Genomic DNA, 25,317 nt, shown 5'->3' with positions numbered 1-25,317 from the left:
CGGTCACGACCGGTTGGCGGCGCCGCGCTGTCCGCCGGTTTCCGGCTCCGCACAGGCGTCCTGGAACGACTCGGCGATCTCCGACATCCACGGTTCGGGTGGCACCGCGCCGGGCCCGACCACCTGCATCGCGGCCAGCACGGTGAGCAGCATCCCGATGCCCAGGAAGTCCCGGGTCTCGACGGTGTCCGCCCCGGTGAGCTCCCGGACGAGCCGGTAGATCCGGCCGAAGCAGTCGCGCACGGCACTGCCGATCGCCGGGTCGGCGCTGGCCGCGAAGCCGTGCAGGAGTACGGCGAGCAGGTCCCGTTCGGCCAGCAGTTCGTCGTACGCCTCGCCGAGGCTCTCCAGGTCGGGCGAGCGCTCGGCGGCGCCCCGGAACACCTGCTCGATCCGGGCGGCGGCGTGCTCGACCGCGGCGATGAAGAGCCGTTGCTTGGAGCCGAAGAGCCGAATGACGTACGGCTGGGAGACACCGGCCAGCCGGGCCACGTCGTCGGTGGAGGTGCCGGCGTAACCGGAGACGGCGAACGCCTGCACGGCCGCGGCGGCGAGTTGCTCGCCGCGTTCGGCAGCGGTCAGCCGGGTCCTGGCCATTCTCGCCCCTAACTGCCGTCCGCTGGGTCGGACGCTCCTCGACGTCGGATGTTGACATGTTATCAGCGGATAGCTACTTTGGGGAAACCTAGTTATTAGTGAATAACAACTAAGGAGCGATCATGACCAGCGCACCCGTCCTCGACGGTGCCGCGCCACCGGCCCCGGGACGCCGCGGCGGACCCGCGGCCCGCCCGCTCGGCGCCGTACTCGCGGCGGTCGGCGTACCGATGTTCATGGTCACCCTCGACAACCTGGTGGTGACCACGGCGCTCCCGGTGATCCGGACCGAACTCGGCGCCTCCCTGACCGACCTGCAATGGTTCGTCAACGCCTACACGCTGCCCTTCGCCGCGCTGCTGCTCACCGCCGCCGCGCTCGGCGACCGGGTCGGCCGGCGGCGACTCTTCCTCGCCGGCATCGCGCTGTTCACCGTCGCCTCGGCCGCCTGCGCCCTCGCCACCGAACCCTGGATGCTCACCGCCGCCCGGGCGGTCCAGGGCACGGCCGGCGCGGCCGTGATGCCGCTGTCGCTCACCCTGCTCGCCGCCGCCGTCCCCGAGCGGCTCCGGGACGCCGCCATCGGGATCTGGGGCGGGATCAGCGGCCTCGGCGTCGCGGTCGGCCCGCTGGTCGGCGGCGCGGTGGTCGAGGGCCTCGACTGGACCTGGATCTTCTGGCTGAACGTGCCGATCGGGCTGCTCGCCCTGCTGCTCGCCGCGACCGTGCTGCGGGAGTCACACGGTCCGGCGTCCCGGCTGGACCCGGTCGGACTGGTCCTCTCCACGGCCGGCGTACTCGCCCTGGTGTGGGGGGTCGTGCACGGGCAGGAGCACGGCTGGACCTCCGGCCGGGTGCTGGCCGCCCTGATCGGCGGCGGCGTACTGGTCGGCGCCTTCCTCGGCTGGGAGACCCGGACCCCGGAACCGATGCTTCCGCTGCGCCTCTTCCGGTCCCGGAGCTTCAGCGTGGTGAACGTGGTGGCGTTCACCTTCTCGGTCGGCGTCTTCGGCTCCGTCTTCCTGCTCGCCCAGTTCTTCCAGGTGGCGCAGGGGCACAGTCCGCTCGACGCCGGCATCCGGACGATGCCGTGGACCATGGCGCCGATGGTGGTCGCCCCGCTGGCCGGGCTGCTGGTCGGCCGGGTAGGCGCGCGCACCCTGATCGTCACCGGGCAGACGCTGCTGGCCGTCGCGCTCGGCTGGCTCGCCCTGGTCAGCACCGCCGACGTCGGCTACGGGGTGCTGGCCGCCCCACTGACGCTGGCCGGGGTCGGCATGGGCCTGACCTTCGCGCCGGTCACCACCGTCACCATGGCCAGCGTGCCCGCGGAGTCCCGTGGCGTCGCCTCCGGCACCAACAACACCATCCGGGAACTCGGCGTGGCCGTCGGGGTGGCCGCGCTGGCCTCGGTCTTCGCCGCCAACGGCGACTACACCAGCCGTACGTCCTTCGTGGACGGTCTCGGCCCGGCCGTCCTGGTCGGCGCGGCCGTGGTCGCCACCGGCGCCCTCATCGCCCTCCGCCTCCCCCACCCCAGGCCGACCGGTTCGTGTTCTCCTGCTGCCCCCGGGCGGGCAGCAGGAGAACACGGTCCACTCGGGCTAACCGTCGCGGCGGGTAGGGAGGAGGGTGCGGAAGGGGGCGAGCCGGGTGGAGAGGCTGGCGAGGCCGCCGGGGAAGAAGTAGACCGCCAGGATGAAGACCGTGCCGAGCACGAAGAGCGGCTGGGACAGCGGCGCGCTCAGCACCCCGGGCAGCGAGTCCACTGCCGACGAGGTGCCGAACGCGGTCAGCCGGTGGTCCAGGTACATGTAGAGCACGCCGCCGAGCACCGGGCCCCAGCGGGTCCCCGGACCACCCAGCACCACCATGACCAGCAGCGACAGCGTCAGCTCGGAGGAGGTCACGTGCGGCGAGGCGCCACCGACCAGTAGGCAGTAGATCGCCCCACCGGCGGTGGCGAGCCCACCGGCCAGGGTGAAGGCGAGCAGCTTGAACCGGTACGGGTCGAGCCCGAGGACCCCGACCCGCCGCTCGTCGTCACGCAGCCCGGCGAGTACCCGGCCGGTCGGCGAACCGGCCACCCGGTGCACCACGAAGACGACCACGGCCAGGTACGCCAGCGCCAGCCAGTACAGGTTGACGGTGTTGCCGACCCCGACCAGCATCGCCGGCAGCCCCGACACGTCCAGCGACAGTCCCTCCTCGCCGCCGGTGAGCCCGCCGAAGTCCCGGGCCACCAGGATCGCGCCGACCTGCGCGAACGCCAGCGTCACCATGGCGAACGCGATCCCGGCGGTACGCAGCGCGATCGCACCGAGCAGCGCGGCCAGGGTGGTGCCGCCGACCAGGGTCAACAGCGCCGCCTGCCACAGCGGCAGCCCGGCCCTGGTGACCAGGATGTCGGTGCCGTAGACCCCGGCCGCGAAATAGAGCGCGTGCCCGAAGGAGAGCATGCCGGTCCGGCCGAAGAGCAGGTCGTAGCCGGCGGCCAGACCGCCGAAGACCAGGCAGATGGCGAGCAGTTGCAGGGTCCCCGGTCCGTTCAGCGGCCCGTCGAAGACCCCCGGCACGGAGAGCGTCGAGTACGGCAGCACCGCGAAGACCAGCAGCACCAGCAGCGGTGACCAGGTCCGCAGGGCCGATCGCCAGCGGGGTGCCGCCGGACCTACCGCCGATCCGGCGGTCGGCGGTGCCTCCGGCGGGCTGTCCGCCGCCGTCTTCAACCGGGTCACGCCGGCCTGCTCGGAACACCCGGTCACGCCGGCCTGCTCGGACCGCCCGGTCATGTGGTCGCCGCCCTTCCGGCGATGCCCTGCGGACGGAGCAGCAGCACGATCGCCAGCAGCGCGACCACGCAGATGTCCCCGGCCCCGGAGGTGCCGTAGTAGTTGACGAACTGCTGGAGCAGGCCCACCGCGACGGCGGCGTACGCGGACCCGACGACCGAGCCCATCCCGCCGATCACCACCACGATGAAGGCGAAGATCAGCAGTGCGCCGCCCTGGCTCGGCGAGACCGAGCCGAAGTAGACACCGCCGAGCGCCCCGGCCAGCGCGGCGGCGGCGCCACCGATCGCGAATACCAGGGTGAACGCCTTCCGGACGTCGATGCCGAGCGCGGTGACCATCTCCCGGTTCTCCACCCCGGCCCGGATCACCAGCCCGTACCTGGTGTAGCGGAGGAATCCGAGCAGCGCGGCCAGCACCAGCGCGGCGGCGAGGATCAGCAGGATGCCGGAGTTCGGCACCTTGGCGCCGAGGACCGAGGTGACCCGCTGGGTCCAGTCCGGGCGCGGGAACGGGCGTGGGTCCGCGCCCCAGGTGGCCTGGAGCAGCGCCACCCCGGCCAGCGAGAGCCCGACGGTGACCAGCACCTGTTCGATGGTGCGGGAGTAGAGCGGACGGATCATCACCAGTTCGACGGCGATCCCCACCACCGCACCGGCGACGACCCCGAACGCGACCGCGAGGACGAACCCGAACCCGGACGGGCCGGCGCCGGGCAGGCTCCCCGCCGCCCACCAGGTGGCGTACGCCCCGACGGAGAGGAAGAGCCCGTGCGCGAAGTTGAGCACGTCGGCCAGCCCGAAGACCAGGGAGAGTCCGGAGGCGACCAGGAAGTAGAGCGCGGCCAGGCCGAGCCCGGTCAGCGTCAGCAGCACGATGGTGCTCATCCCGCCGGCACCTCCCCGGCGACCTCGACCCCGGCCGGCTCGCCGGCCACGCCGACCCCGAGCAGGGATCTGGTCAACTCCGCCTCCCGCAGTAGTTCGTCGGCGGCACCGGACCAGGCGACCCGGCCGGCGGCGAGCACCACCGCGTCGCTGGCCAGCCGGCGTACCACCGCGAGGTTCTGCTCGACCAGCAGCACCGGCACGGCGACCGCGACCCGCTCCAGCACCTCGGCCACCTCGGTGACCACCTTCGGCGCCAGCCCCTTGGTCGGCTCGTCGACCAGCAGCAGCCGGTTGTCGTTCAGCAGCACCCGGCCGATCGCCAGCATCTGCTGCTGGCCGCCGGAGAGCGAGCCGGCCCGCTGCCGGCCGCGCCGCTTCAGCTCCGGGAAGAGCGCGAACACCCGGTCGTACGCCGGGGTGCCGCCGCCGCGCCGCTCGGCGAGCCGCAGGTTCTCGGTGACGGTGAGGCCGGCGAAGACGCACCGGTCCTCGGGGACGTAGCCGAGGCCGTCCCGGACCAGCCGGTGGGTCGGCTCGCCGGCCAGCGATCGGTCACCGATGCGCACGGTGCCGCGTACCTCGCCGCCGCGCGGGGTGAGCCCGAGGATCGCCCGCAGTGTGGTGGTCTTGCCGACCCCGTTGCGGCCGAGCAGCACCGTCACCCCGCGCGGGGCGACGGTGAACGAGACGCCCTGCAGGATGTGCAGCCCGGCGATCCGTACCGACAGGTCGGCGACGGTGAGGACGGGATTTTCACTCACAGCGCCTCACCCAGGTACGCCTCCTGCACTACCGGGTTGGCCATCACGGTCGCCGGAGCGTCGCAGGCGAGCAGCGCGCCGTGGTGCATCACGGCGATCCGGTCGGCGAGCCCGAGGATGACGTCCATGTGGTGTTCCACCATGAGTACGGCCCGACCACTGTCGCCGGTCAACGACCGGATCACCGCGACCAGCTCAGGTACGTCCTCGGCGCTCACCCCGGCCATCGGCTCGTCGAGCAGCATCACCCTCGGCTCGCCGGCCAGCAGCAGTGCGATCTCCAGTTTCCGCTTCTCGCCGTGCGCGAGCGTGCCGGCCAGCGCGTCGGCCCGGTGTGCCAGGCCGACCCGGTCCAGTGCCGCGTCGGCGGCGGCGACCACCTCCCGATCGGCCGCCGCCCGCCGCCACAGTCGCATCGAGCCGCCCCGGTGCGCCTGCACGGCCAGCCGGACGTTCTCCCGCACGCTCAGCGAGCCGAAGACCGAGGACGCCTGGAACGTCCGCCCCAGCCCGAGCCGGGCCCGCCGGTACGGCGGCAGTGCGCCGACGTCGGTGCCGTCCAGCAGCACCTGGCCGCCGGTCGGCCGGCGCAGCCCGGAGACCAGGTTGAACAGCGAGGTCTTGCCGGCGCCGTTGGGGCCGATCAGCCCGAGGAACTCCCCGGGGGCCAGTTCCAGGTCGACGCCGTCCACGATGGCGACCTCGCCGATCCGCCAGCTCAGGTCGCGGGTGGCGAGCACACCTCAGCCCTTCATCGTCACGGCCGGCGGCGCCGTCTCGTCCGGGGTGAGCACCTTCTGCGACTCCGCCGTCATCGCGTCTCCGGTGCCGCTCAGCCTGGCCTGGAACATCGGCTGGAGCAGCGCGTGGTCCCCGGCCCGGACCGTCATCTTGCCCTTGACCCCGTCGAAGCTCCAGCCCTCCAGCGCGGTGACCATCTTGTCGACGTCGTCGCCGCCCTCCTGGACCGCCCGCACGATCATCTGCGCCGCGGCGAAGCCGTCCGGGTGGAAGAGGTCCAGCACCCCGCCGGGTACGGCGGCCTTGGCCGCCTGCGCGGCCGGGTTGTCGGCGGCGCCGTCGAAGAAGTGCGACAGGAAGGAGATCTTGGTGCCGGCCGTCCCGAAGGTGGGCCAGGACGCTCGGATGTCGAGCCCGGTCACCACGGTGGTGGAGCCGAGTACGCCCTGCTGGTCCAGGGTCTGCCACATCGCCGGGGCGGTGGTGCCGGCCCAGGCCACGAAGAGCAGGTCCGGCTTGGCCGCCGTCAACTGGCTGGCGAACGGGGTGAAGTCGGTGGCGCTGGCCGGGGCGAGCACGCTGCTCACGGTGGCGCCGGCACCGCCGATGACCGCCTTGACGGCCGCCTCGTTGCTCTTGCCGAACGCGCTGTCCTGGGCGAAGACCACCACCTTCTTGCCGGTCGCGTCGCCGATGAACGACTTCGCGGTCAGCACGTCCTGGTACGACTGCCGCCCGGAGCGGAAGGTGTATTTGTTGACCCCGGTGGCGCCGTCGGTGGCGGCCGGACCGGAGATGAAGAGCACCCTGTTCTGCGCGGCGATCGGCGCGACCTGGAGGGCGACGCCGGAGGCGGTCGAGCCGGCGAGGATCCTGTAGCCCTTGCCGATCAGGTCCTTCCCCGCCGAGACCGCCTTCGCCGGGTCACCCGCGTCGTCGACCTCGGTCACCTCGACCGTACGGTCACCGATCTTGTTGGTGCCGTCCGTGGCGTACGCCAGCCCGGCCCGGAACCCCTCGATGTACTGCTTGCCGTAGCTGGCCAGCGCCCCCGACTGGGAGTAGACCAGGCCGACCTTGACCGGGGCGGCGCTGTCGCCGCCGCCGTTCGCGGTCTCCTGTGGGCTGCCACAGGCCGTCGCGGCGAGCACCCCTGCCAGCAGCGTGGCAGCGGTGACCGCTACCCGCCGCGTCGTCCGGACCGTCATCATCGCTCCACGTGAGGGTGAAGGTGGGAGAAGCATTGTCGGCCCACGGTAGAAGTGACGTCACGCACGTGCTATGTGGCGGAAACCCACAAGTGGCGGCCAGGGGATGGCCGGCGCAGCCAGGCAGCCGGCGAACCGAACCCGGGTGCGGACGGGCTCAGGCCCCGCCGGGGCCCGCGCCCGGGTCGCCGCCGGAACCAGGGACGGAGCCGTCAGAACCCGGGACGGAGCCGCCGGAACCCGGGGCAGAATCGCCGGAACCCGTGGCGGAGCCGCCGGAGGAGTAGCGGTCGGGCTTCGGGCCCTTGCCCTTCGACTGCTTGCCCGGGCGCTTGCCCTTCGAACCGGCGTCCTTCGGACCGCCGCCCTTCGGCTCCGCACCCGTCGGGCCGCCGCCCTTCGCGCCGGCAGCGGGGTCGGGCCGACCCGCGGACCGGTCTGGCGCGGGCGCCGGTGGCACCGCCCCGACCGCGTCACCGGCCGCGGTGCCACCGGTCTCGCCCGGCACACCGGAGACCCGGGCCGCACAGGTGGTCTCGCCGAGCCGGAACTCGACCGGCAGCGGATTGCTGCCGGAATGGTTGCCGGCCAGCCCGAACCGCACGGCCCCGCCGGCCGGCAGAATAGCCTCCGGGCCGCTGGCCGGCCGGAGCAGCACGTCCCGGCCCTGCTGGCGGGAGGCCGGTGACGGGTTCCGGGTCAGCACCTGCTCGCCGGGGAACGCGAAGTGCAGCGTCCAGTCCCGCACCGCCACGGCGCCGAGGTTGGTGACCGTGATCTCGGCTTCGAACGACCGGCCGGTGTCGGCGCGCAGCACGTAGTCGACCTCGCACCGGGCGGTGTCGCCCATCGCCAGGTTCGTCGCCTCGCCGTCCGGCGCCGATCCGCCGGAGTTGCCCGCCCAGACGGCGCCGCCCAGCGCGAGCAGGCCGACCCCGACCGCCGCGACCCGGGCCCGGTTGCCGAGCCGCACCGACGGTCGGCGGGGGCGGGCCGGCGGGGGCAGCGGGTCGGTCGCCGGCCGGGGCAGCATCGCCGTCTCCGAGCGCACTCGGGCGGCCAGCCGGGGTATGGCCGGTGCCGGCTCGGCCCGGTCGGCTGCCGGGACGATGTTCGGTGACCCCGCCCCCGATGCCCGGTCGGCCCGGTCGTCCAGGTCGGCCCGGTCGTCCAGGTCGGCCCGGTCGGCCCGGTCGGCCCGGTCGGCCCGGTCGGCCCGGTCGGCCCGGTCGGCCCGGTCGGCCCGGTCGGCCCGGTCGGCCCGGTCGGCCCGGTCGGCCCGGTCGGCCCGGTCGGCCCGGTCGGCCCGGTGCAGCGGCACGGCGGGCGCCGAGCCGGCCGCGACCGGTAGCACCACCCCGGCCGCCCGGGCCAGGGTACGGGCCAGCTCGGCGCTCTCCGGCCGCTCCTCCGGCTTCTTCGCCAGGCAGCGGGCGATCACCGCGGCCACCTCGGCCGGCAGCCCCGGTACCGGTGGCATCGGCGCCGGCTCGGCGTGCAGGTGCGCACGGAGCGCCTGGGTACGCGTCGACGCCCGCCACGGCATCCGGCCGGTCAACGCCCGGTAGAGCAGCAGGCCGAGGGCGTACACGTCGGTGGCCGGACAGACCTCGCCGAGGTTGAGCCGCTCCGGGGCGACGTACGCCGGCGTGCCGTAGAGGCCGTTGTCGGCGTCACCCTCCCGCTCGCCGACCAGCGCCGAGATCCCGAAGTCGACGACCTTCGCACCCATTTCGGTGAGCATGACGTTGCCCGGAGTGATGTCCCGGTGCACCACTCCCCGGGCGTGCGCGGCGGTCAGCGCGGCGGCGACCTGGGCGCCCAGCACCACCCCGTCCCACCAGGGCAGCGTCCCCTCGCCGTCGAGCCGGTCCGCCAGCGACTCGCCGTCGACCAGCTCCATCACCACGTACGGCACGGTCCGGCCGTACCGGACCGACTCGCCGTAGTCGTAGACGGCGGTGATGTGCGGGTGGCAGAGCCGGGCCGCGGCCCGGGCCTCGGTCCGGAGCCGGTTCCGGAACACCCGGTCGGTGCGCAGCCGCGGGGCGAGCATCTTGACCGCCACCGGCCGGCCCAACACCTCGTCGTGGCCACGCCAGACCACCGACATGCCGCCCTCGCCGAGTTCCTCGATCAGCCGGTAGCGGTCGCCGATCAGCTCCGTGCCGTGCCGCTGTGTTCCGTTCCACCTGCCCCACCCGGTCATGAGGATCTCTCTTGCCCGGACGGCACCCGACTACACCTGCCGGAGCCGATTCGTGCCCGGTGGCCGGCGGATGTCCGGTCTCCGGCCGCCCGCGGGAACGCTCCGGGACGCGCGGCGGGTAGGGCCCGGACGGGTGCCTGAGGCGCGGCGGCTCAAGGCGGGGGTGGCTCAGACGGGGTGGCTCAAGCGGGGTGGCTCAAGCGGAATGACTCAGGCGCGCGCGACTCAGGCGGGAATGGCTCAGGCGCGCGACTCAGGCGGTGGCGAGGAGCTGGTCGACCGGGGCGTACTCGTCGGTCAGCACCATCGCGTCGTCGACGAACTCGTCGAGCGCGGCACCGGAGAGCACGGTGACCGGCTCGTCCGCCGAGGTGATCAGGCGTTCCCGCACCCGCTCCACCGGCAACGGCCGATCCGAGGCGAGGATCACGAAGTTCGCGCCATGCGAGCCGGCCAGCGCGGCCGGCGGCGCGACCAGGGCGATGTGCGGAAACTCGGCCGCCACGGTGGCCACCTCGGACCGGATGAAGCGCAGCGGCGGATGGTCGATGACGTTCTGCGCGTAGATGCCGCCGGGACGGATCACCCGGCGGACCTCGGCGGCCATCTCCCGGGTGGCCAGGTGCCAGGGCACCACCAGGTGCCCGAACGCGTCCCCGACCACCAGGTCGGCGCTGCGCGCGGCCCGTTCGCCGATCAGCATCCGGGCGTCGCCGACCCGGGCGCGCAGCTGCGGGCCGGTCCGCACGTCCAGCTCGCGGCGGCCCAGCTCGACCAGCTCACCGTCGATCTCGTAGACCTCGTTGTGGGTCCCGGGTCGGGTTTCGGTCAGGTAGCGCGGCATGGTGAAGCCGCCACCCCCGAGGTGTACGGCCGCAAGCGGTGCCCCGACCGGCGCCATCACGTCCGCGACCGCCCCGATCCACTTCGTGTACTCGAACTCCAGGTGCCCCGGGTCGGCCAGGTCCACGTAGGAGTGCCAGGCCGAGTTGAGCACCAGCAGCCGGCCGGTGGAGTTGTCCGGGTCCGGTTCGACGGAGGCGCAGTGGTATGCCGTCTCCACGTCGCACGGGTTCGGCGCGACGGCGGAGAGCGAGGCGCCGGCCAGGCCGAGCACGGCCGCGGCCGCGGTGACCCGGGACGCCTTCGGCAACCCGGCCGGGGACTGCCGGCGCAGGTAGCCGGCGAGCGCCAGGCCGGTCACCCCGAGCAGGATCGCCAGGCCGAGAATGATGGCGGTGCTCGGCAGGGCGGCGACCAGGACGAATCCGGTGCCGAGGGTCGCGGTGATCGCACCGAGCGTGCCGATGCTGGAGAGCCGCCCGACCACCTGCCCGGTCTGCCGCAGGTCACCGAGTTGCAGCTTCACCACCAGCGGAGTGATCGCGGCGAGCAGGGCCGCCGGCAGGAAGATCGCCAGTGCGGTGAGCAGCAGGATGCCGACGGCGGCACCACCGCGCAGCACCTCGCCGGCGTACCGGACGATCGGCAGGGTCAGCGCGGTGCAGATGCCGGCGAGCACCAGTGCCGGGGCGAGGAGCCGGCGCGGGTCCCGGCGGTCGGCGAGCCACCCGCCGATCCAGGCGCCGTAGGCGATCGCGGCCAGCGCCACCCCGATCACCGAGCTGGTGACCTGGAGGGTGACCCCGACGTACGGGCCGACGAGCCGCAGCGACGCCGTCTCCAGGACGAGCACGGCACCGCTGGCGACGAAGACCAGGGTGGCGGCCAGGCCGGCCGGCAGGGCCCGGGCCGGTGCCCCGGGCTGCTCGTCCGCGACGGTGGCGCTGCCCGCCGCCCCAGGTGGTGAAGAGTCCATCGCAGCGATGGTACGCATTCCACCGCCGGCTCCGGGCTACAACATCGACAGATGAACGTGGTTCGTGTGGTCGGAAGCCGGGTCGCCGTTGCCGTTGTACGCCCGCCACCCGTTACCGGGCATCCAGATCTGCCGGTACCAGATGACGTAGAGCACCCCGAGCCGGCTGGCGTTCTTGACGTAGAACGCGGCGACGTTGTTGCCGTAGGTCCGGTCACCGCCGCTGGCGTCGACGTTCTTGAACCCGCCGGCCGCGGCCGAGAAGTCGCAGGCGCGCCCCTTGGGGTGCTCACCGCCGCCGCCGCTGCGGTGGCAGGAGGTGTGTCGCCGGAAACCGTTCGCCTTGGCCTGGTTGAGCGCGTGCAGGGTACGCGGCGTGATGCACCCGTTGGTGGTCGGGTCGTCGATGGTGCAGGACTCCTTCGGCCAGGAGCCGTCGGAGTTGCGCGGCGCGGGCTTGGCCAGCGGCGAGTTGGCGCTGATCAGCCCTCCGGTGGGGTTGCCGCCGACGGCGGCCAGGGCACGTTCGGCGTCCTTCTTCTTCCGGGCGATGACCTCGACCTGCCGCTGCTGCTCGCGGACCTCGGCGTCGATCGCGTTCTTCGCCCGGGTCGCCTGGTCCAGCGACTCGGCGAGTTCGCGGAGCTTCCGGTCGTCGCGCTGGGCGATCACTTCGAGCCCGGCGGCCCGCTCCACGAACGACTGCGGAGAGGCGCTGTTCAGCAGGGCCGAGATCGGGGTGAGCCGGCCCCGGCGGTACGACTCGGCGGCGATCACCGCCACCTCCTGGGTGAGGGTGGCGATCCGGGTCTCGACCTGCTTGAGCTGCGCGCCGAGCTGGCTCTGCCGCTTCTTGGAGGCGTTGAGCTTGGCGGTCGCCTCGATGTGCCCCTTGGAGGCGGACTCCAGGGCGTCCCGGAGCTTCTTGGTGCCGCCCTCGTCGCCGGGCGAACTGGGCGCGGCGGTCGCCGGAGCGGTGGCCGTACCGACCAGGGCCGCCGGGGCTCCGGCGAGGATCGCGGCGGCGGCGAGCAGCGCCGTGAACCGGCGTGGCCGGGAGAGCCGGGCGATGGCCGTTGTGCGCACGAAAGCCGTTCCTTCCGTCGGTCGCCGACCCGGGAGGGTCCACACTTGACCATTGGACCCTCTTCGACCTGCCCCGGGCGGTCAGCCGGACCGCACCGTCGGACGCGGTGCGTGAGCGCCGCGCGGTCCAGGTCGATGAGGGTCTACTCGCGGCGGCCACCGCCGGCACCGTTTACGGCGCCACCTGGCGGAGACCGCCGGTCAGCCTACCGGAAGCCGGCCGCGCTGTCGGCCCGGTCACGGCCGCCGCAATATCACATGAAAGCATCGCATGACGACCAAATCGGACGATTGATTGCCCTCGGCTGGTCCAGTCAGTGCGTGGCAAGTCTGGTCAGTGCGTGGCGAGTCTGGTCAGTGCGTGGCGAGCAGGGCCGCGTGCACGGTGTCCCAGACCGATTCGTTGGCGGCGACCAGCAGCCCGGCCCGCCCGTCGACCGGGTCGTACGGGCTGCCGTCGAGCCGCCGGACCACCCCGCCGGCCGCCTCGACCAGCAGCGCTCCGGGCGCGTGGTCCCAGGGCAGGGTCCGCCAGAAGATCGCGAACTGCTGCCGATTGTCCACAATATCCGCATATTCCTGACCAGCGCAGTGCTGCCCGGGTAGCACCGTGCCGATCCGGCCGGCACCCTCGGTCACCCGTTCCCGCAGCTCCACCGGGAGGAACCGGCTCGCCACCACGCCGCGCAGCGACCTGGCGGGAATCGACTCGCCGGTCGTCCGCACCGCGTTCCCGTCCAGGTACGCCCCCTCCCCGGCGCGCGCCACCAGCAGACGGTCCGCCATCGGGTCGAGGATCCAGGCCGCCTCGGTACGCCCGCCCCGCCGCAGCGCCGCCATCACCGCGAAGGGCTGCCGCCCGGCCGCGAAGTTCGCCGTACCGTCCAACGGGTCGACCAGCCACGCCTCGGCCGGCCCGGCGAGCAGGTCCAGGACCGCCGGATCGGCGGCCACCCCCTCCTCGCCGACCACCTCGGACTCCGGCCGCAGCCGGCGCAGCCCGGCGGCGATGATCTCCTCGGCCCGGTGGTCGGCGACCGTCACCACCTCGCCCGGGGCCTTCTCCGAGACGTCGGATTCGGCCAGGTGCCGGAACATCGGCAGGATGGCCTCGGCGGCGGCCCGGCGCAGCAGCGCACCGACCTGCTCGACCAGCCGCGACTCGGGGTCAGCCACGCGGCGGAAGCTTCACGACGCTGACGAAGAACTCGTCGATCTGCCGCACCACCGAGATGAACCGGTCGAAGTCGACCGGCTTCGTCACGTACGCGTTCGCGTGCAGCTGGTAGCTGCGCAGAATGTCCTCGTCGGCCTGCGAGGTGGTCAGTATCACCACCGGAATCCGGCAGAGCTGCTCGTCCCGTTTGATCTCGGCCAGCACCTCCCGGCCATCCCGGCGGGGCAGGTTGAGGTCGAGCAGGATCAGGTCCGGCGGTACCGCGTCGGCATACTCGCCCTCCTGCCGCAGGTAGGCCAGGGCCGCCGCGCCGTCGGAGACCACGGTGAGCCGATTGCGCAGCTTGTGCTCCTCGAACGCTTCCTGCGTCATCAGCACGTCACCCGGGTCGTCCTCGACCAGCAGCACCTCGATCGGGCTCTTGCCGTCCGCCGGTGCCGTCATCGGCCCCTCCTCGTCGATCCACTCATCAGTCAGACAGTCTGCTTCATGTCACCGGCCGGTTGAGCCGACTCACCCGACGGTGTGGCGTCGGCCTCGTCCACGGCCGGCGTGCCGGATGCCGGCGCGGGCAGGGCCGGCTCGGCCCCTTCCGCCCCGGGCGCCCCGGACGGCTCGATCGACTCCCGCAACTCCGGCGGTACCGGCAGGGTGAACCGGATCATCGTGCCCTCGGCCACCGCGTCGGGGTCCACCCAGACCCGGCCGCCGTGGTACTCGACGATCTTCTTGACGATGGCCAGCCCGATGCCGGTACCCGGGTAGGCGTCCTTGGCGTGCAGCCGCTGGAAGATCACGAAGATCTTGTCGGCGAACTCGGGCTCTATCCCGATCCCGTTGTCCTGGCAACTGATCTCCCACTCGTCGTCCACCCGCCGGGCCGAGACGTGCACCTTCGGCGCGACGTCCGGCCGGCGGAACTTGAGCGAGTTGCCCACCAGGTTGGCCAGCAGGTTGGTCAGCAGGGTCTCCTCGCCGCGGATGACCGGCAGGTCCGACCAGGTCAGCTCGCCGCCGACGTACCGCCGGGTGGCCTCGGTCTGGCCGGCGACCTCGTCCAGCACCGCGTTCAGGTCCACGTCGGTGAAACCGCTGGTGAGCCGACCGATCCGGGAGAACTCCAACAGGTCGTTGATCAACCGCTGCATCCGTTGCGCCCCGTCGACCGCGAACGCGATGTACTGGTCGGCGCGCTCGTCGAGCTTGCCCGCGTACCGGCGTTGCAGGAGCTGGCAGAAGCTGGCCACCTTGCGCAGCGGCTCCTGGAGGTCGTGCGAGGCGACGTAGGCGAACTGCTCCAGGTCCCGGTTGGACCGGACCAGTTCCTCGGCCTGCTTCTCCAGTTGGCTGTTGACCCACTCGATCCGCTCCCGGGCCTGGCGCACCTCGTCCAGGTCGGCGGCGATCCGGCGACGCATCCCGTCGATGTCGCCGGCCAGCGCGGCCAGCTCCGGCGGCCCGACCTGCTCGATCTCCCGCCGGTAGGCCCCGCCGGCAACCTCCCGTACCTGGCCGGCGAGCGTGGTGACCGGACCGATCACCAGGCGGTTCAGCGAGGTCAGCAGGGCCAGCCCGGCCAGCACCACCACGACCGCGGCCAGGATCAGCAGCAGTACCAGGGTGTTGCCGGTCTCCCGGGCTTTCGCGGCGACGCTGTTGCGCAGCTCCCGGATCGACTGCTGCAACGCCTCCATCTCGCCGCGCAGCTCGGTGAAGCTGTCGACAGCCTCGGCGGCCATGTGCGCCTGCGCCGCCTCCGGCCCAACCCGCACCGTCAGCTCGATCGCCGGCTCGGCCACCGCAGCCCGCCACTGCCGGGCATGATCCCGCACGGTGTGCAGCTCACGACGGATCTCCGGCTGGTCGTGCAGGAGCGCGTCCATCGAGGCGATCAGCGCTGTCTCCCGCCGCAGGCCATCCCGGTACGGCGCGAGATCGGCGTCGTCGCCGGTGACGGCGTAGCCGCGTACCCCGGTCTGCTGGTCGACCAGCGCGCTGAGCAGCGCCTGGCCGTCGGTGCGCAGCGGACCGGTCTTGGTGAGCAGGGTGTTCAGATGTTGCCGGTTGCTGTTGGCGACGACCGCGGCGCTGACCGCCAGCATGCCGAGCACCACCCCGACGATCACGCACAGCGCGGCGACCCGACGACGCAGCGTCCACCGTACCGGCGACCTCACCGCCCCTCCCCCCGGCTCACCAGCAACATCGCCACGTCGTCGGCGAGCGGGCCGCCGTTGTACTCCTCGGCCTGCTCCACCAGCCAGCCGGGCAGCTCCGGCAGACCCACCCCACCGGCGTCCGGGGTGGCCACCAGCCGGCTCAGCCCCGGTACGTCCAGCCGCTCGTCGCCGTCGCCGATCCGCCCCTCGATGAGCCCGTCCGTGTACATCAACAGTGACCAGTCCTCGGTGTCGAAGCTCAGCTCGTACGGCACCGGCGGCCGTGGGCGTACCCCCAGCAGCAGCCCGTGCGGCGCCGGCACCGGGGCCACCCGCCCCCCGGCGAGCAGCAGCGGAGGCGGATGCCCGGCCAGCCGGACGGTGGCCCGGTTGCCGGCCAGGTCCAGCCGGACGGCGGCGACGGTGGCGAAGATCTCCCGTTTCGACCGCTCGCTCATCAGTACCTGTTCGAGCGCCGGCAACACCTGCTCGTCGGGGACCCCTGCGAGTACCAGGGCCCGCCAGGCGACCCGGAGTTCGACGCCGAGCGCGGCCTCGTCCACCCCGTGCCCGCAGACGTCGCCGACGATCACGTCGATCCGGTCCGGGGTGGTCTGCACCACGTCGTAGAAGTCGCCGCCGATCAGCGCCTCGTGCCGACCCGGCCGATAGAAGGGGTGCACCTGCACCAGGTCGGTGTCGATCAGCGGCTGGGGCAGCAGGCCGCGTTCCAACCGGGCGGACTCGGCCTGGCGCAGCTCCACCTCGCGCAGCCGCCGGGTGTTCTCGTCGGCCCGCTTCCGCTCCACCGCGTAGCGCAGCGACCGCGCCAGCAGGACCCCGTCGACCTGCCCCTTGACCAGGTAGTCCTGGGCGCCCTCGGCGACCGCGCCGATGCCGAGGTGCTCGTCCGAACGGCCGGTCAGCACACAGACGGCGGCGTTGCTGGACATTCCGAGCACCTGCCGGAGCCCGTCCAGCCCCTGCGCGTCCGGCAGGCCGAGGTCGAGCAGTACGCAGTCGACGCCGCGGATCTGCGCCCGGGCGGCGTTCAGACTGGTCGCGACGAGCAGGTCGATGCGGTCACCGGTCTCGGCGAGCAGCTCGCCCACGAGGAAGGCGTCGGCGTCGTCATCCTCGATCAGCAACACCCGCAGCCGCTCCCGGGGCGGCAGTTTGGCGTGCCGCCCGAGCCCGCCGTGCGGGTACGCGGGTGCGGGTACGACGGACGATCCGGTCACCGGTCCGCCCCCCATCCGGTCACGACGCCTCCTCGCTCCGTTCCTACCGCCACCATCGAGCCACCCCGTCACCCGGCCCCCGGTGCCCCGTCCGATCGTCTCCGACCCGTACCCACCACGACGATCCGCGCCGATCCTGTACCACCCAACGCTGCCACACAACACAGGTGGCGCCGACGCGGTGTCGCGGCGTCACCGGGGGTGCCACACCTCACCCCGGGGCTTCCGCCGAACCGGCCGGGTCCCGCAGGCGTACCTGTTCGGCTTGGTGGGCAATCACCTGGCCGAGCACCCCGTGCAACCGGTCGCAGTCGGGGCAGTGCAGGTTCTCGTCCAGCCGGCGACTCCCGCAGCCCGCGCAGCTGCCCCGGTCGGCCGGGTCCCGGTAACCCGCCAGCGCCTCGGCCAGGGCCCGGGCCAGGTGCGGGGTGAGCGACACCGTCCCGGTCGCCCCGGCGCCACGGACCTCGACGACGCCGACCGGCGCGGCATCCGGTCCCGGGTCGTACGGCGCCACCCGGGCGACGAAATCGCGCAGTACGGCGACGGGATCGGTCATTCGGTACGTGGACATGCGTATCACGCTATGCGACCGGTCGCCAGCGAGCTGACCCGGCCGGCCGGCGAGCCGCCCACCCGCGATGATGGCAGCCACTGCCGACCCCTGGAGGCACCCGTGCCCGCCGCTGACCACCGCTCCCCCGCCGACCGGCCCCCCGCGATCCGGCTGCCCGCTTCCGAGCGGGCGCTGGCCCGGCCCCGATGCCGGTTCCCGGCCGCGCTGGCGGCCCTGGCCGCGCTGGCGGCGGTCGGCCTGGTCACCGGGCTCGGCCTGGGTACGCCGAGCCCGGCCGGTCTCGACGCACCGGCCGACGAGTTCAGCGCGGACCGGGCATACCGGCATCTCCGGACGATCGCGGCGGAGCCGCACGCCGCCGGCAGCCCCGCCGCGGATCGGGTACGGAGCTACCTGGAGAGCACGCTGCGTGGCCTCGGCCTCACTCCGGAGCTGCAGGACACCGTCGCCGAGGAGGCGGGGCAGCTGCGCGGCGGGGCGGGCGGGGCGACACTGGCCCGGGTCCGCAACGTGGTCGCCCGGATCCCCGGCACCGATCCCACCGGTCGGGTCTTTCTGGTCGCCCACTACGACTCGGTGCAGGTCGGGCCGGGCGGCAACGACGACGGGGCCGGCACCTCGGCACTGCTGGAGGTGGCCCGCGCGCTGACCGTGGGCGAGCGCCCCCGCAACGACGTCGTGCTGGTCTTCACCGACGCCGAGGAGGCCTGCCTCTGCGGCGCATCGGCGTTCGCCGCCGACCACCCGCTGGCCGCCGACGGTGGCGTGGTGCTCAACCTGGAGGCGCGGGGCAGCACCGGCCCGGTGATCATGTTCGAGACCTCGCTGCGCAACGCCGGCCTGGTGGAGGTCTTCGGCCGGGCCGCGCCGTACCCGACGGGTACCTCGTTCGCGGTCGAGGTCTACCGACTGCTGCCCAACGACACCGACTTCACCGCCTTCCTCGACCACGGCTTCACCGGGCTGAACGCCGCCTACATCGACGGTGCGGCGCTCTACCACACCCCGCTGGACACCCCGGCCAACGTCGACCGGGGCAGCCTGCAACAGCACGGGGCGAACACGCTCGGGCTGGCCCGGGAGTTCGGCGCGATCGACCTGACCCGGCTGGACGCCGCCGGGGACGCCACCTACTTCCCGCTGCCCGGCGGGCTGGCCCGGTATCCCGGCTGGCTCACCCTGCCGCTCGCACTGCTGGCGCTGGCCGGCGTCGGGGTACTCGGCTGGGCCGTCCGGCGGCGGGGGCGCGCCTCGTGGCCCCGGCTCGCCGCCGGGTTCGGACTGGCGCTGCTGCCGATCGTGCTGGCGCCGCTCGGGGCGCAACTGCTCTGGGCCGGGGTCACCGCGATCCGGCCGGGCTACGCGACGCTGCTGGACCCGTACCGTCCATTCTGGTATCGGCTGGCCGTGGTGGCGCTCGCCGCGGCAGTGCTGTTCGGCTGGTACGCGCTGACCCGTCGGCGTACCGGTCCGGCGGCCCTCGCCGTCGGCGGGCTGGGCTGGCTGGCCGTACTCGGGGTGCTGCTCGCGGCGGTGGCCCCCGGCGGCGCGTACCTGACCACCCTGCCCGCGCTGGCCGGCGTGCTGGCCGGACTGGCGGCCCTGGCCGTACCCCGGAACGGCCCGTGGCCGGTGGTCGCGGTGACCGCCGGTGCGGCGGTCGGGGTACTCGTGCTGCTCCCCACCGTCGTGCTGCTCTTCCCGGCGCTCGGCATGGCGATGGGCGGTGTCGGGGCACTCTTCGCGGTGCTGCTCGGGCTGGCCGCGCTGCCCGTACTCGACCTGCTGCACCCGGCGGCCGGCGGTCAGCGCGGCATCGCCGCGCTCCGGGCCCGGCGGCGCGGTGCGCTGCCCGCACTGGCCGCGCTGCTCGGCGCCGTGGCGTGCACCGGGACCGGCCTGGTGGTGGACCGGTTCGACGCCGCGCACCCGGTGCCGACCCACCTGATGTACGCACTGGACACCGACACCGGTACGGCCCGCTGGCTCAGCGAGGAGACCGACCCACAGCCCTGGACCGCCCGGTATGTCGACGGCCCGACCCGGGTCGGCGACACCTTCCCGGTCTTCGGCGACGAGGTGCTGCGCGCCGGCCCCGCCGAACCGGCCGCCCTGCCTCCGCCCCGGCTCGACCCGATCGCCGACGTCACCGACTCCGGGGTGCGTACGCTGCGCGTCCGGCTCGTCCCGCAGCGCCCGGTACGGTTCGCCGCGCTGCACGTCGACCCGGCGACCGCCACCGTCGTCTCGGCCCGGGTCGCCGGCCGGCAGGTCAGGGTCGACGGTCCGGAGGTCCGGGGCGACGACGGCCCGGCCGCCGACCGGGAGCCGTTCGGGGTGGTGTTCCACGCACCGCCGGCCGAGGGGTTCGAGATCGAGCTGCGGCTCCGCCCGGCCGGGGACGCTCCGGTACGGCTGCGGGCGATGGACGCCAGTGACGGCCTGGCCGGGCTGCCCGGCTTCCGCCCGCGCCCGCCGGGCGTCGGGATCGTCGGATCGCACAGTTCGGAACTGGTCGCGGTGGCCCGGACGTACCCGTTCTGAGCCGATCTCCGGGCCGGCGCGGGTTGTGACGCCGAGGGCGGGTCCATCGCTGTAGTAGCCGAGATGAGAAAACGAAACGCCTACCGGCTCGACCCGCCCGCCGCCGAACGCCTGCCCCGCGGCGGGCGGGTTCCGCCGCCGTCGAATCCGGATCCGCTGGGCGGCCGGCTCGGCACGACACGCGGCGGGAACGCCGCCCAGGTCCCCGATCACCGGGGGAACCGGGCGGCCCCGCACCGCGCCGAGCCCTCACCGCCGACCATCCGGCACCCCGGCGAGCCGGGCGCCACGAGTGACCGGCCGACCGCCCACGGCCAGCCCGTCATCGCGAGCCGGCCGGCGCCACAGGACCGGCCGACCATCGCGAACCGGTCGGCGCCACAGGACCGGCCGACCATCGCGAACCGGTCGGCGGCCCGGGTCCGGCCGGTCTTCGTGGATCGCACCGGCCGACGGCGACGGGTCGTCGTGCTCGCCGGTCTCGGCCTCGGGGCCGGCCTGCTGGTCAGCCTCGGACTGCTCGCGCTCGGGCTGCTGACCGGCGGGTCGGCCTCGGTGCCGGGGTGGCCGGATGCGGGCGGCGGACACCTCCGGGACGAGGCCGGGACGGGACGGTCCGGGACCGACGCTCCGGCCACCACGCCCCCGACCGGTGGGGCGGCCCGGACCGCACCGGCAGCGCCCGGGACGGCCCGCCCGGCGAACCCGACCACCCGCCCGGCACCGCCGTCCGGGACACCCGCGACCACCGATCGCCCCGGACAGGGCGACCTGCGCCGCAACCCGTCGCCGGGCAATCCGGCCGCCGGCACCGACAAGCCGGGCAAATCCCGCCGATCGCCAGCGGCCGGCTGACCGATGGCCCTACACGTGGCGCGACGGGACCCCCGGGCGCACTGGCTGCTGCTGGTGCTCGGCCTCGCGGTGCTGCTCGCCGCGCTGTCGTTCAACGGTTACGTCTCGATCGCCGGAGGCGGCTCCGGACGGGCCGCGGCTCATCCGGCACCGGCCCCCGACGCGCTGACCCGGGCCGGCCCGATCCTCCGGCTCGACGGTCCCACCCCGGTCAGCCGCTCGATGCCGGCCGGCACGATCGCACTGACCTTCGACGACGGCCCGGACCCGAGGTGGACCCCCGAGATCCTCGACGTGCTACGACGGCACCGGGCGCACGCCACGTTCTTCGTCGTCGGCGCCCGGGTCAACGAGCACCCGGAACTGGTCCGGCGGATCCTCGCCGAGGGCCACGAGCTGGGATCGCACACGTTCACCCACGCGGACCTGGCGGCCCTGCCGGACTGGCGGCGCCAACTGGAACTCCAGCTCACCCGGAGCGCCGTCGCCGGGGCCACCGGGCGCTCCCCGATCCTCTTCCGGCCGCCGTACTCGTCCGGGGCGGGCAGCCTGACCGCGGACGACGCCGACGCGCTGCGGGCGGCGGCCCGGGCCGGCCACATCGCCGTACTCGCCGACCGGGACACCGTCGACTGGCGTCGCCCGGGTGTCGACCGCATCGTCGCCGCCGCTGAGGGCAGGTCGGCCGGGCAGCCAGGTCGGGGCCGGAAGCCGGTGCCGGACGAGCCGGGCGCGGTCGTGCTGCTGCACGACGGGGGCGGGGACCGGTCCCAGACCGTTGCCGCGCTCGACCGGCTGCTACCGGAGATGACGGACCTGGGCTACCGGTTCAGTACCGTGTCGGAAGGGCTCGGCACGCCCCGTTCGGAGCTCGTCGCCTCGACCGGCGACCGACTGCGCGGCACCGCCCTCCGGTACGCCCAGGCCGGCGCCGGCTGGTTGGCCACCGTGATGGGCTGGCTGCTCGCCGTGGCGCTGCTGCTCGGCCTGGCCCGGCTGGTGGTCCAGGTGGCCTGCGCGGAGGTGCACCGGCGGCGGACCCGTGCCCGGTCCCGGGCCAGGCCGGCTGGCCGGTTCTTCGCCCCGGTGACGGTGATCGTGCCCGCCTACAACGAGGCCGCCAACATCGGCGCGACGGTGTGGTCCCTGGTCAACAGCGACTACCCGGCGATCGAGGTGATCGTGGTCGACGACGGCTCCACCGACGGCACGGCCGAGGTCGTGGAGCGGATGCGCCTGCCCGGGGTACGGGTCGTCCGGCAGGCCAACGCCGGCAAGCCGGCCGCGCTGAACACCGGCATCCGGCACGCCCGGACCGAGTTGCTGGTGCTGGTGGACGGGGACACGGTGTTCCAGTCGGACACGGTGTACCGGCTCGTCCAGGGCTTCGCCGACCCCTCCGTCGGGGCGATCTCCGGCAACACCCGGGTGGCCAACCGGCGCCGGTTGCTCGGCCGCTGGCAGCACCTCGAGTACGTCATCGGGTTCAACCTCGACCGCCGGATGTACGACGTGCTGCGCTGCATGCCCACCATCCCGGGCGCGATCGGCGCCTTCCGTCGGGCGGCACTGCTGGACGCGGGCGGCGTACCCGGGGACACGCTGGCCGAGGACACCGACCTGACCATGGCCGTGCTACGCGCCGGCTGGCGGGTCCCGTACGAGGGGCGGGCCATCGCCTGGACCGAGGCGCCCGGTTCGCTGCGCCAGCTGTGGCGGCAGCGCTACCGCTGGTGCTACGGGACCATGCAGGCGATGTGGAAGCACCGGCACGCCCTGGTGGAGCGCGGTCCGGGCGGGCGGCTGGGGCGACGTGCCCTCCCGTACCTCGCGGTGTTCCAGGTGCTGCTGCCGCTGACCGGTTCGGCCGTCGACGCGTTCGCGCTCTACGGGCTCTTCTTCCTGCCGTGGAGCCATCTCGTGCTGGCCTGGCTCGGCCTGTTGCTGCTCCAGGCGGGGACCGCGGCGTACGCGCTGCGACTGGACGGTGAGCGGCTCGGTCCGCTCTGGAGTCTGCCGTTGCAGCAGCTCGTCTACCGGCAGTTGATGTACCTGGTGGTCGTCCAGTCGACGGTCACCGCGCTGCTCGGCAGCCGGCTGCGCTGGCACCGGATGGTCCGGACCGGCGAGGCGGCGGCACTGGTCGGTCCCGGCACCGCCGACCGCACACCGGCCTGGCCGGGGAACCCGAACGGCTACCGGTCGGGCCGGCGCGCGCCGGCCTCGCCGGGTTGAGAACCCACCCACCCACAACGGGCCAGGTGCGGTGGGGCGGCCCCCGGCCGGCGGATGCCCGCAGGCCGGGGGCTTCGCCCGAGGTGGCGGGGGCCCGGGTGCTCCGGGCGCCCCCGCCAGCTCTCGACGGGCGGTCAGTGCCGGTGGTTGCGGGCGTCCCCGTTGTCCTGGTCGGCGATGAAGGCGGCGATCCAGGACAGCGGCGAGTTCCAGTTGATGGTCAGCTCGTTCGTCGCCCAGGACTCGATGTCGTCGATGTAGCAGAACTGCGGCGCGCAGCCGCGCAGCTTCTGCTGGGCGACCGGGTCCTGGATGGCCGAGTTCGGGCCGCCGGAGAGGGTGCCCCGGGGCGGGTTGGGCAGGTCGGGGTTGAGCTGGCGGGCGTACCAGCGGCTGTGCTGGTTGCGGGAGGCCACCTCGCCGTAGCCGGTCACGTACGACTGGTTCAGGGCGTTGCGGCCGAAGATGTAGTCCATCGTCTCCAGCACCCCGTCCCGGTAGCGGTCCCTGCCGGTCAGGTCGAACGCGGTGGCCAGCACGATGGCGTTGTTGACGATCAGGTTGTTGGAGCCCCAGTCGAAGAGGTTGTCCGACGGGTTGTACGGGATGCCGTACGGGTGTGCCCGCAGCGTGGCCAGGTACCGGTCGGCGCCCTGGGCGACCGAGGCGCGTACCCGGGCCCGGTCCGGCAGCCTGTTCGGCACCGTTGCCAGTTGCAACCGGCCGAGCGCGGCGGTGTTGCCCCAGTCCATCCCCCGCTCCCGCCAGACGTCGCCGGTGTGGTGCGGGGAGCGGAGCACGAAGTCGCGGTACTCCTTCGCCCCGGTGGTCAGGTACAGCTCGGCGGCGGCCCAGTAGAACTCGTCGGTGACGTCGGCATCGTTGTACGCACCGCCGCCGTTGGCGTCGGCCGGGTCGGCGTACCGCTCGGGGTTGGCCAGGGCGGCGGCCCAGGCGGTCTTCGCGGCGGCCAGGTTCCGGGCGGCGAACCTCCGGTCGTACGGCCGGAAGACCCGCGCGGCCTGCGCGGCGGTGGCCGCCAGGTTGAGCGTGGCGGCGGTGGACGGCGGGTGCAGCTCCCGCCGCTTGTCGTCGAGGTGCGGCAGCAGCGGCAGCCCGGTCCACGAGTCGTCGTGGATCTTGTGGTGGGCCATCCCGGCCAGCGGCTTACCGGCCGGTACCTGCATGCTGAGCAGGAACTCCTGCTCCCACCGTGCCTCGTCGAGGATGTCCGGCACCCGGTTGCCGCTCTCCGGCAGGTGCAGGGTCCGGTCGCCGAGCCGCCACGGCTGACCGGTACCGGCCCGGATCGAGCGCTCGTACTCACTCATCAGCTGGTGCACCGAGATGCCGCCGTTGACCACGTACTTGCCGTGGTCCCCGGCGTCGTACCAGCCGCCGGAGACGTCCAGGGTGTAGTCGCAGACACCTGGCTGGCAGGGTACCGCCGTGTCACCCTGGTTCGGCGCGACCCCGACGTGTCCGGCCGGCCGGCCGTAGCCGGGGCGGAGCGCGTCGGAGATCTCGATGCCGCTGCGCTGGGTGTAGTAGAACTTCAACGCGTCGGTGCGGAGCCGCTCGTAGAAGCCGGCGCCGATGTCGAACGGCCGGCTGGTCTCGCCGTCGGCGGTCAGCGTGTAGCCGGTGCCGGGCCGGGTGAAGTGCCCGAAGTCGATGGTGTGCACGTTCTGCCCGGAGGAGCGGTCCAGGCCGCGCGGCGTCGTCCGGCCCTGCTTCACGAGCCGGCCGGCACCGTCGCGGAGCTGGTAGGGCAGCGGCCTGGTCGCCTCGGTGACCACCGTGGCGTTCTTCGGCCCCTTCGGCAGGTAGCCGACCTGGTTGACCCGGACTCTCGGTCCGGTGTCGGGGACGTATACGTCCGGCTCGGCGCCGCCGGTCAGCGAGACGTTGTCCAGGCAGACCGTCCACGGCTCGGCGCTGCCGCCGAGTTGGAAGACGACCTGTGCGTTCGGCAGGTCGACCGGGGAGGTGAAGGTGTAGCTGTACTCGTTGCCGGAGACGCTCAGCTCGGGGCTGGCCGACAGGTACTGGGTGTACGGGTCGACGGGCATCTGGACCAGCGCCCGGCCGACCCTGTTCGGGTTGGCCTGGCCGAAGAAGCGGAACTCGTACGACTCACCGGCGACCAGCGCGACGTTGTCCTGGCCGATGATCACGTCCCAGGGGTTGACCGTGTCGCCGGGGACGTCGGCGCAGAGCTGACCGGTGCTGGAGTCGAGGGTGAGGTTGGCAGTGCCCCACCAGGGGGCGTGACCGTTGTCGAAGGTGCCGTTGACGATCTGCTCCGGCGCATCCTCGGCAGCGGAGGCGGCGACGGGCGTGGTCAGCACGGTGGCGGCCAGGGCCGCGACGGTGGCGACGGCGAGTGGAACGGTGTGCGGCGAGCGGGGTCTGAGCACGTCATT

18 protein-coding genes and 1 pseudogene are annotated in these 25,317 nt (G+C 73.5%); 4 read left to right on the top strand and 15 right to left on the bottom strand.

The genetic code is table 11. The features are described 5' to 3' along the window. Nucleotides 1–3: 3 nt before the first annotated feature. Nucleotides 4–597, bottom strand: a complete 594-nt coding sequence (locus tag EV371_RS10425; protein WP_130461863.1) for a TetR/AcrR family transcriptional regulator — start codon at nucleotides 595–597, stop codon at nucleotides 4–6. 122 nt (nucleotides 598–719) lie between these two features. Between EV371_RS10425 and EV371_RS10420 the strand changes: the two are divergent. Further along, nucleotides 720–2,006 (top strand): annotated as a pseudogene (locus tag EV371_RS10420) (DHA2 family efflux MFS transporter permease subunit); the annotation flags it as partial. Nucleotides 2,007–2,201: 195 nt separating this feature from the next. On the opposite strand, the gene EV371_RS33765 reads toward EV371_RS10420, so the two are convergent. The 13 genes from EV371_RS33765 to EV371_RS10350 form a co-directional block, all read right to left on the bottom strand. Continuing rightward, nucleotides 2,202–3,389 (bottom strand): branched-chain amino acid ABC transporter permease, encoded by a 1,188-nt coding sequence (locus EV371_RS33765; RefSeq protein WP_207230455.1) that lies wholly within the window; start codon nucleotides 3,387–3,389, stop codon nucleotides 2,202–2,204. After that, on the bottom strand, nucleotides 3,386–4,276 hold the full coding sequence (locus tag EV371_RS10415) for an ABC transporter permease subunit (RefSeq protein ID WP_130461861.1): 891 nt from the start codon (nucleotides 4,274–4,276) through the stop codon (nucleotides 3,386–3,388). The genes EV371_RS33765 and EV371_RS10415 overlap by 4 nt, the downstream gene beginning before the upstream one ends. After that, complete coding sequence (locus EV371_RS10410; protein WP_130461860.1) at nucleotides 4,273–5,040, bottom strand: branched-chain amino acid ABC transporter ATP-binding protein; 768 nt, start codon at nucleotides 5,038–5,040, stop codon at nucleotides 4,273–4,275. Before EV371_RS10410 ends, EV371_RS10415 begins: the two co-directional genes overlap by 4 nt. Next, complete coding sequence (locus tag EV371_RS10405) at nucleotides 5,037–5,780, bottom strand: ATP-binding cassette domain-containing protein (RefSeq protein WP_130461859.1); 744 nt, start codon at nucleotides 5,778–5,780, stop codon at nucleotides 5,037–5,039. The genes EV371_RS10410 and EV371_RS10405 overlap by 4 nt, the downstream gene beginning before the upstream one ends. A gap of 3 nt (nucleotides 5,781–5,783) precedes the next feature. After that, on the bottom strand, nucleotides 5,784–6,989 hold the full coding sequence (locus tag EV371_RS10400) for a substrate-binding domain-containing protein (RefSeq protein WP_130465807.1): 1,206 nt from the start codon (nucleotides 6,987–6,989) through the stop codon (nucleotides 5,784–5,786). Between the two features lie 157 nt (nucleotides 6,990–7,146). Next, a complete protein-coding gene (locus EV371_RS33760) occupies nucleotides 7,147–9,198 on the bottom strand; it encodes a protein kinase domain-containing protein (RefSeq protein WP_207230454.1) in 2,052 nt (683 codons plus the stop codon). Between the two features lie 253 nt (nucleotides 9,199–9,451). Continuing rightward, nucleotides 9,452–11,017, bottom strand: coding sequence for a fused MFS/spermidine synthase (locus EV371_RS10380; RefSeq protein WP_207230453.1), 1,566 nt, complete (start codon nucleotides 11,015–11,017; stop codon nucleotides 9,452–9,454). 36 nt (nucleotides 11,018–11,053) lie between these two features. Beyond that, on the bottom strand, nucleotides 11,054–12,103 hold the full coding sequence (locus EV371_RS10375) for a coiled-coil domain-containing protein (protein WP_486484568.1): 1,050 nt from the start codon (nucleotides 12,101–12,103) through the stop codon (nucleotides 11,054–11,056). A 354-nt stretch (nucleotides 12,104–12,457) separates the two neighbouring features. Then, nucleotides 12,458–13,279 (bottom strand): inositol monophosphatase family protein, encoded by an 822-nt coding sequence (locus EV371_RS10370; protein WP_130461858.1) that lies wholly within the window; start codon nucleotides 13,277–13,279, stop codon nucleotides 12,458–12,460. Beyond that, a complete protein-coding gene (locus tag EV371_RS10365) occupies nucleotides 13,272–13,724 on the bottom strand; it encodes a response regulator (RefSeq protein WP_130461857.1) in 453 nt (150 codons plus the stop codon). The genes EV371_RS10370 and EV371_RS10365 overlap by 8 nt, the downstream gene beginning before the upstream one ends. Before the next feature lie 29 nt (nucleotides 13,725–13,753). After that, entirely contained in the window at nucleotides 13,754–15,457 is a 1,704-nt protein-coding gene (locus EV371_RS10360; protein ID WP_486484567.1) for a sensor histidine kinase, read from the bottom strand. After that, nucleotides 15,454–16,695 (bottom strand): SpoIIE family protein phosphatase, encoded by a 1,242-nt coding sequence (locus EV371_RS10355; protein WP_130461856.1) that lies wholly within the window; start codon nucleotides 16,693–16,695, stop codon nucleotides 15,454–15,456. Before EV371_RS10355 ends, EV371_RS10360 begins: the two co-directional genes overlap by 4 nt. Before the next feature lie 196 nt (nucleotides 16,696–16,891). Further along, complete coding sequence (locus EV371_RS10350) at nucleotides 16,892–17,254, bottom strand: hypothetical protein (RefSeq protein WP_486484566.1); 363 nt, start codon at nucleotides 17,252–17,254, stop codon at nucleotides 16,892–16,894. A 12-nt stretch (nucleotides 17,255–17,266) separates the two neighbouring features. Here EV371_RS10350 and EV371_RS10345 point away from each other — a divergent pair, with 12 nt between their 5' ends. From EV371_RS10345 to EV371_RS10335, 3 genes are all read left to right on the top strand, one after another. Continuing rightward, entirely contained in the window at nucleotides 17,267–19,801 is a 2,535-nt protein-coding gene (locus EV371_RS10345; RefSeq protein WP_130461855.1) for a M28 family peptidase, read from the top strand. 63 nt (nucleotides 19,802–19,864) lie between these two features. Next, on the top strand, nucleotides 19,865–20,656 hold the full coding sequence (locus tag EV371_RS10340) for a hypothetical protein (protein WP_130461854.1): 792 nt from the start codon (nucleotides 19,865–19,867) through the stop codon (nucleotides 20,654–20,656). 15 nt (nucleotides 20,657–20,671) lie between these two features. Next, nucleotides 20,672–22,891: a glycosyltransferase gene (locus EV371_RS10335; protein ID WP_349338368.1), complete on the top strand. Its 2,220-nt coding sequence runs from the start codon at nucleotides 20,672–20,674 to the stop codon at nucleotides 22,889–22,891. A gap of 134 nt (nucleotides 22,892–23,025) precedes the next feature. Here EV371_RS10335 and EV371_RS10330 read toward each other — a convergent pair whose 3' ends face one another. Further along, the gene (locus tag EV371_RS10330; protein WP_130461852.1) at nucleotides 23,026–25,311 is read right to left on the bottom strand and encodes a glycoside hydrolase family 9 protein; all 2,286 of its coding nucleotides are present in this window, start codon (nucleotides 25,309–25,311) and stop codon (nucleotides 23,026–23,028) included. Nucleotides 25,312–25,317 lie beyond the last annotated feature (6 nt).

This window comes from Plantactinospora sp. CNZ321, from assembly GCF_004217235.1.
The sequence above is the reverse complement of the archived record's forward strand: the minus strand, read 5'-3'. Positions and strand labels throughout refer to the sequence as shown.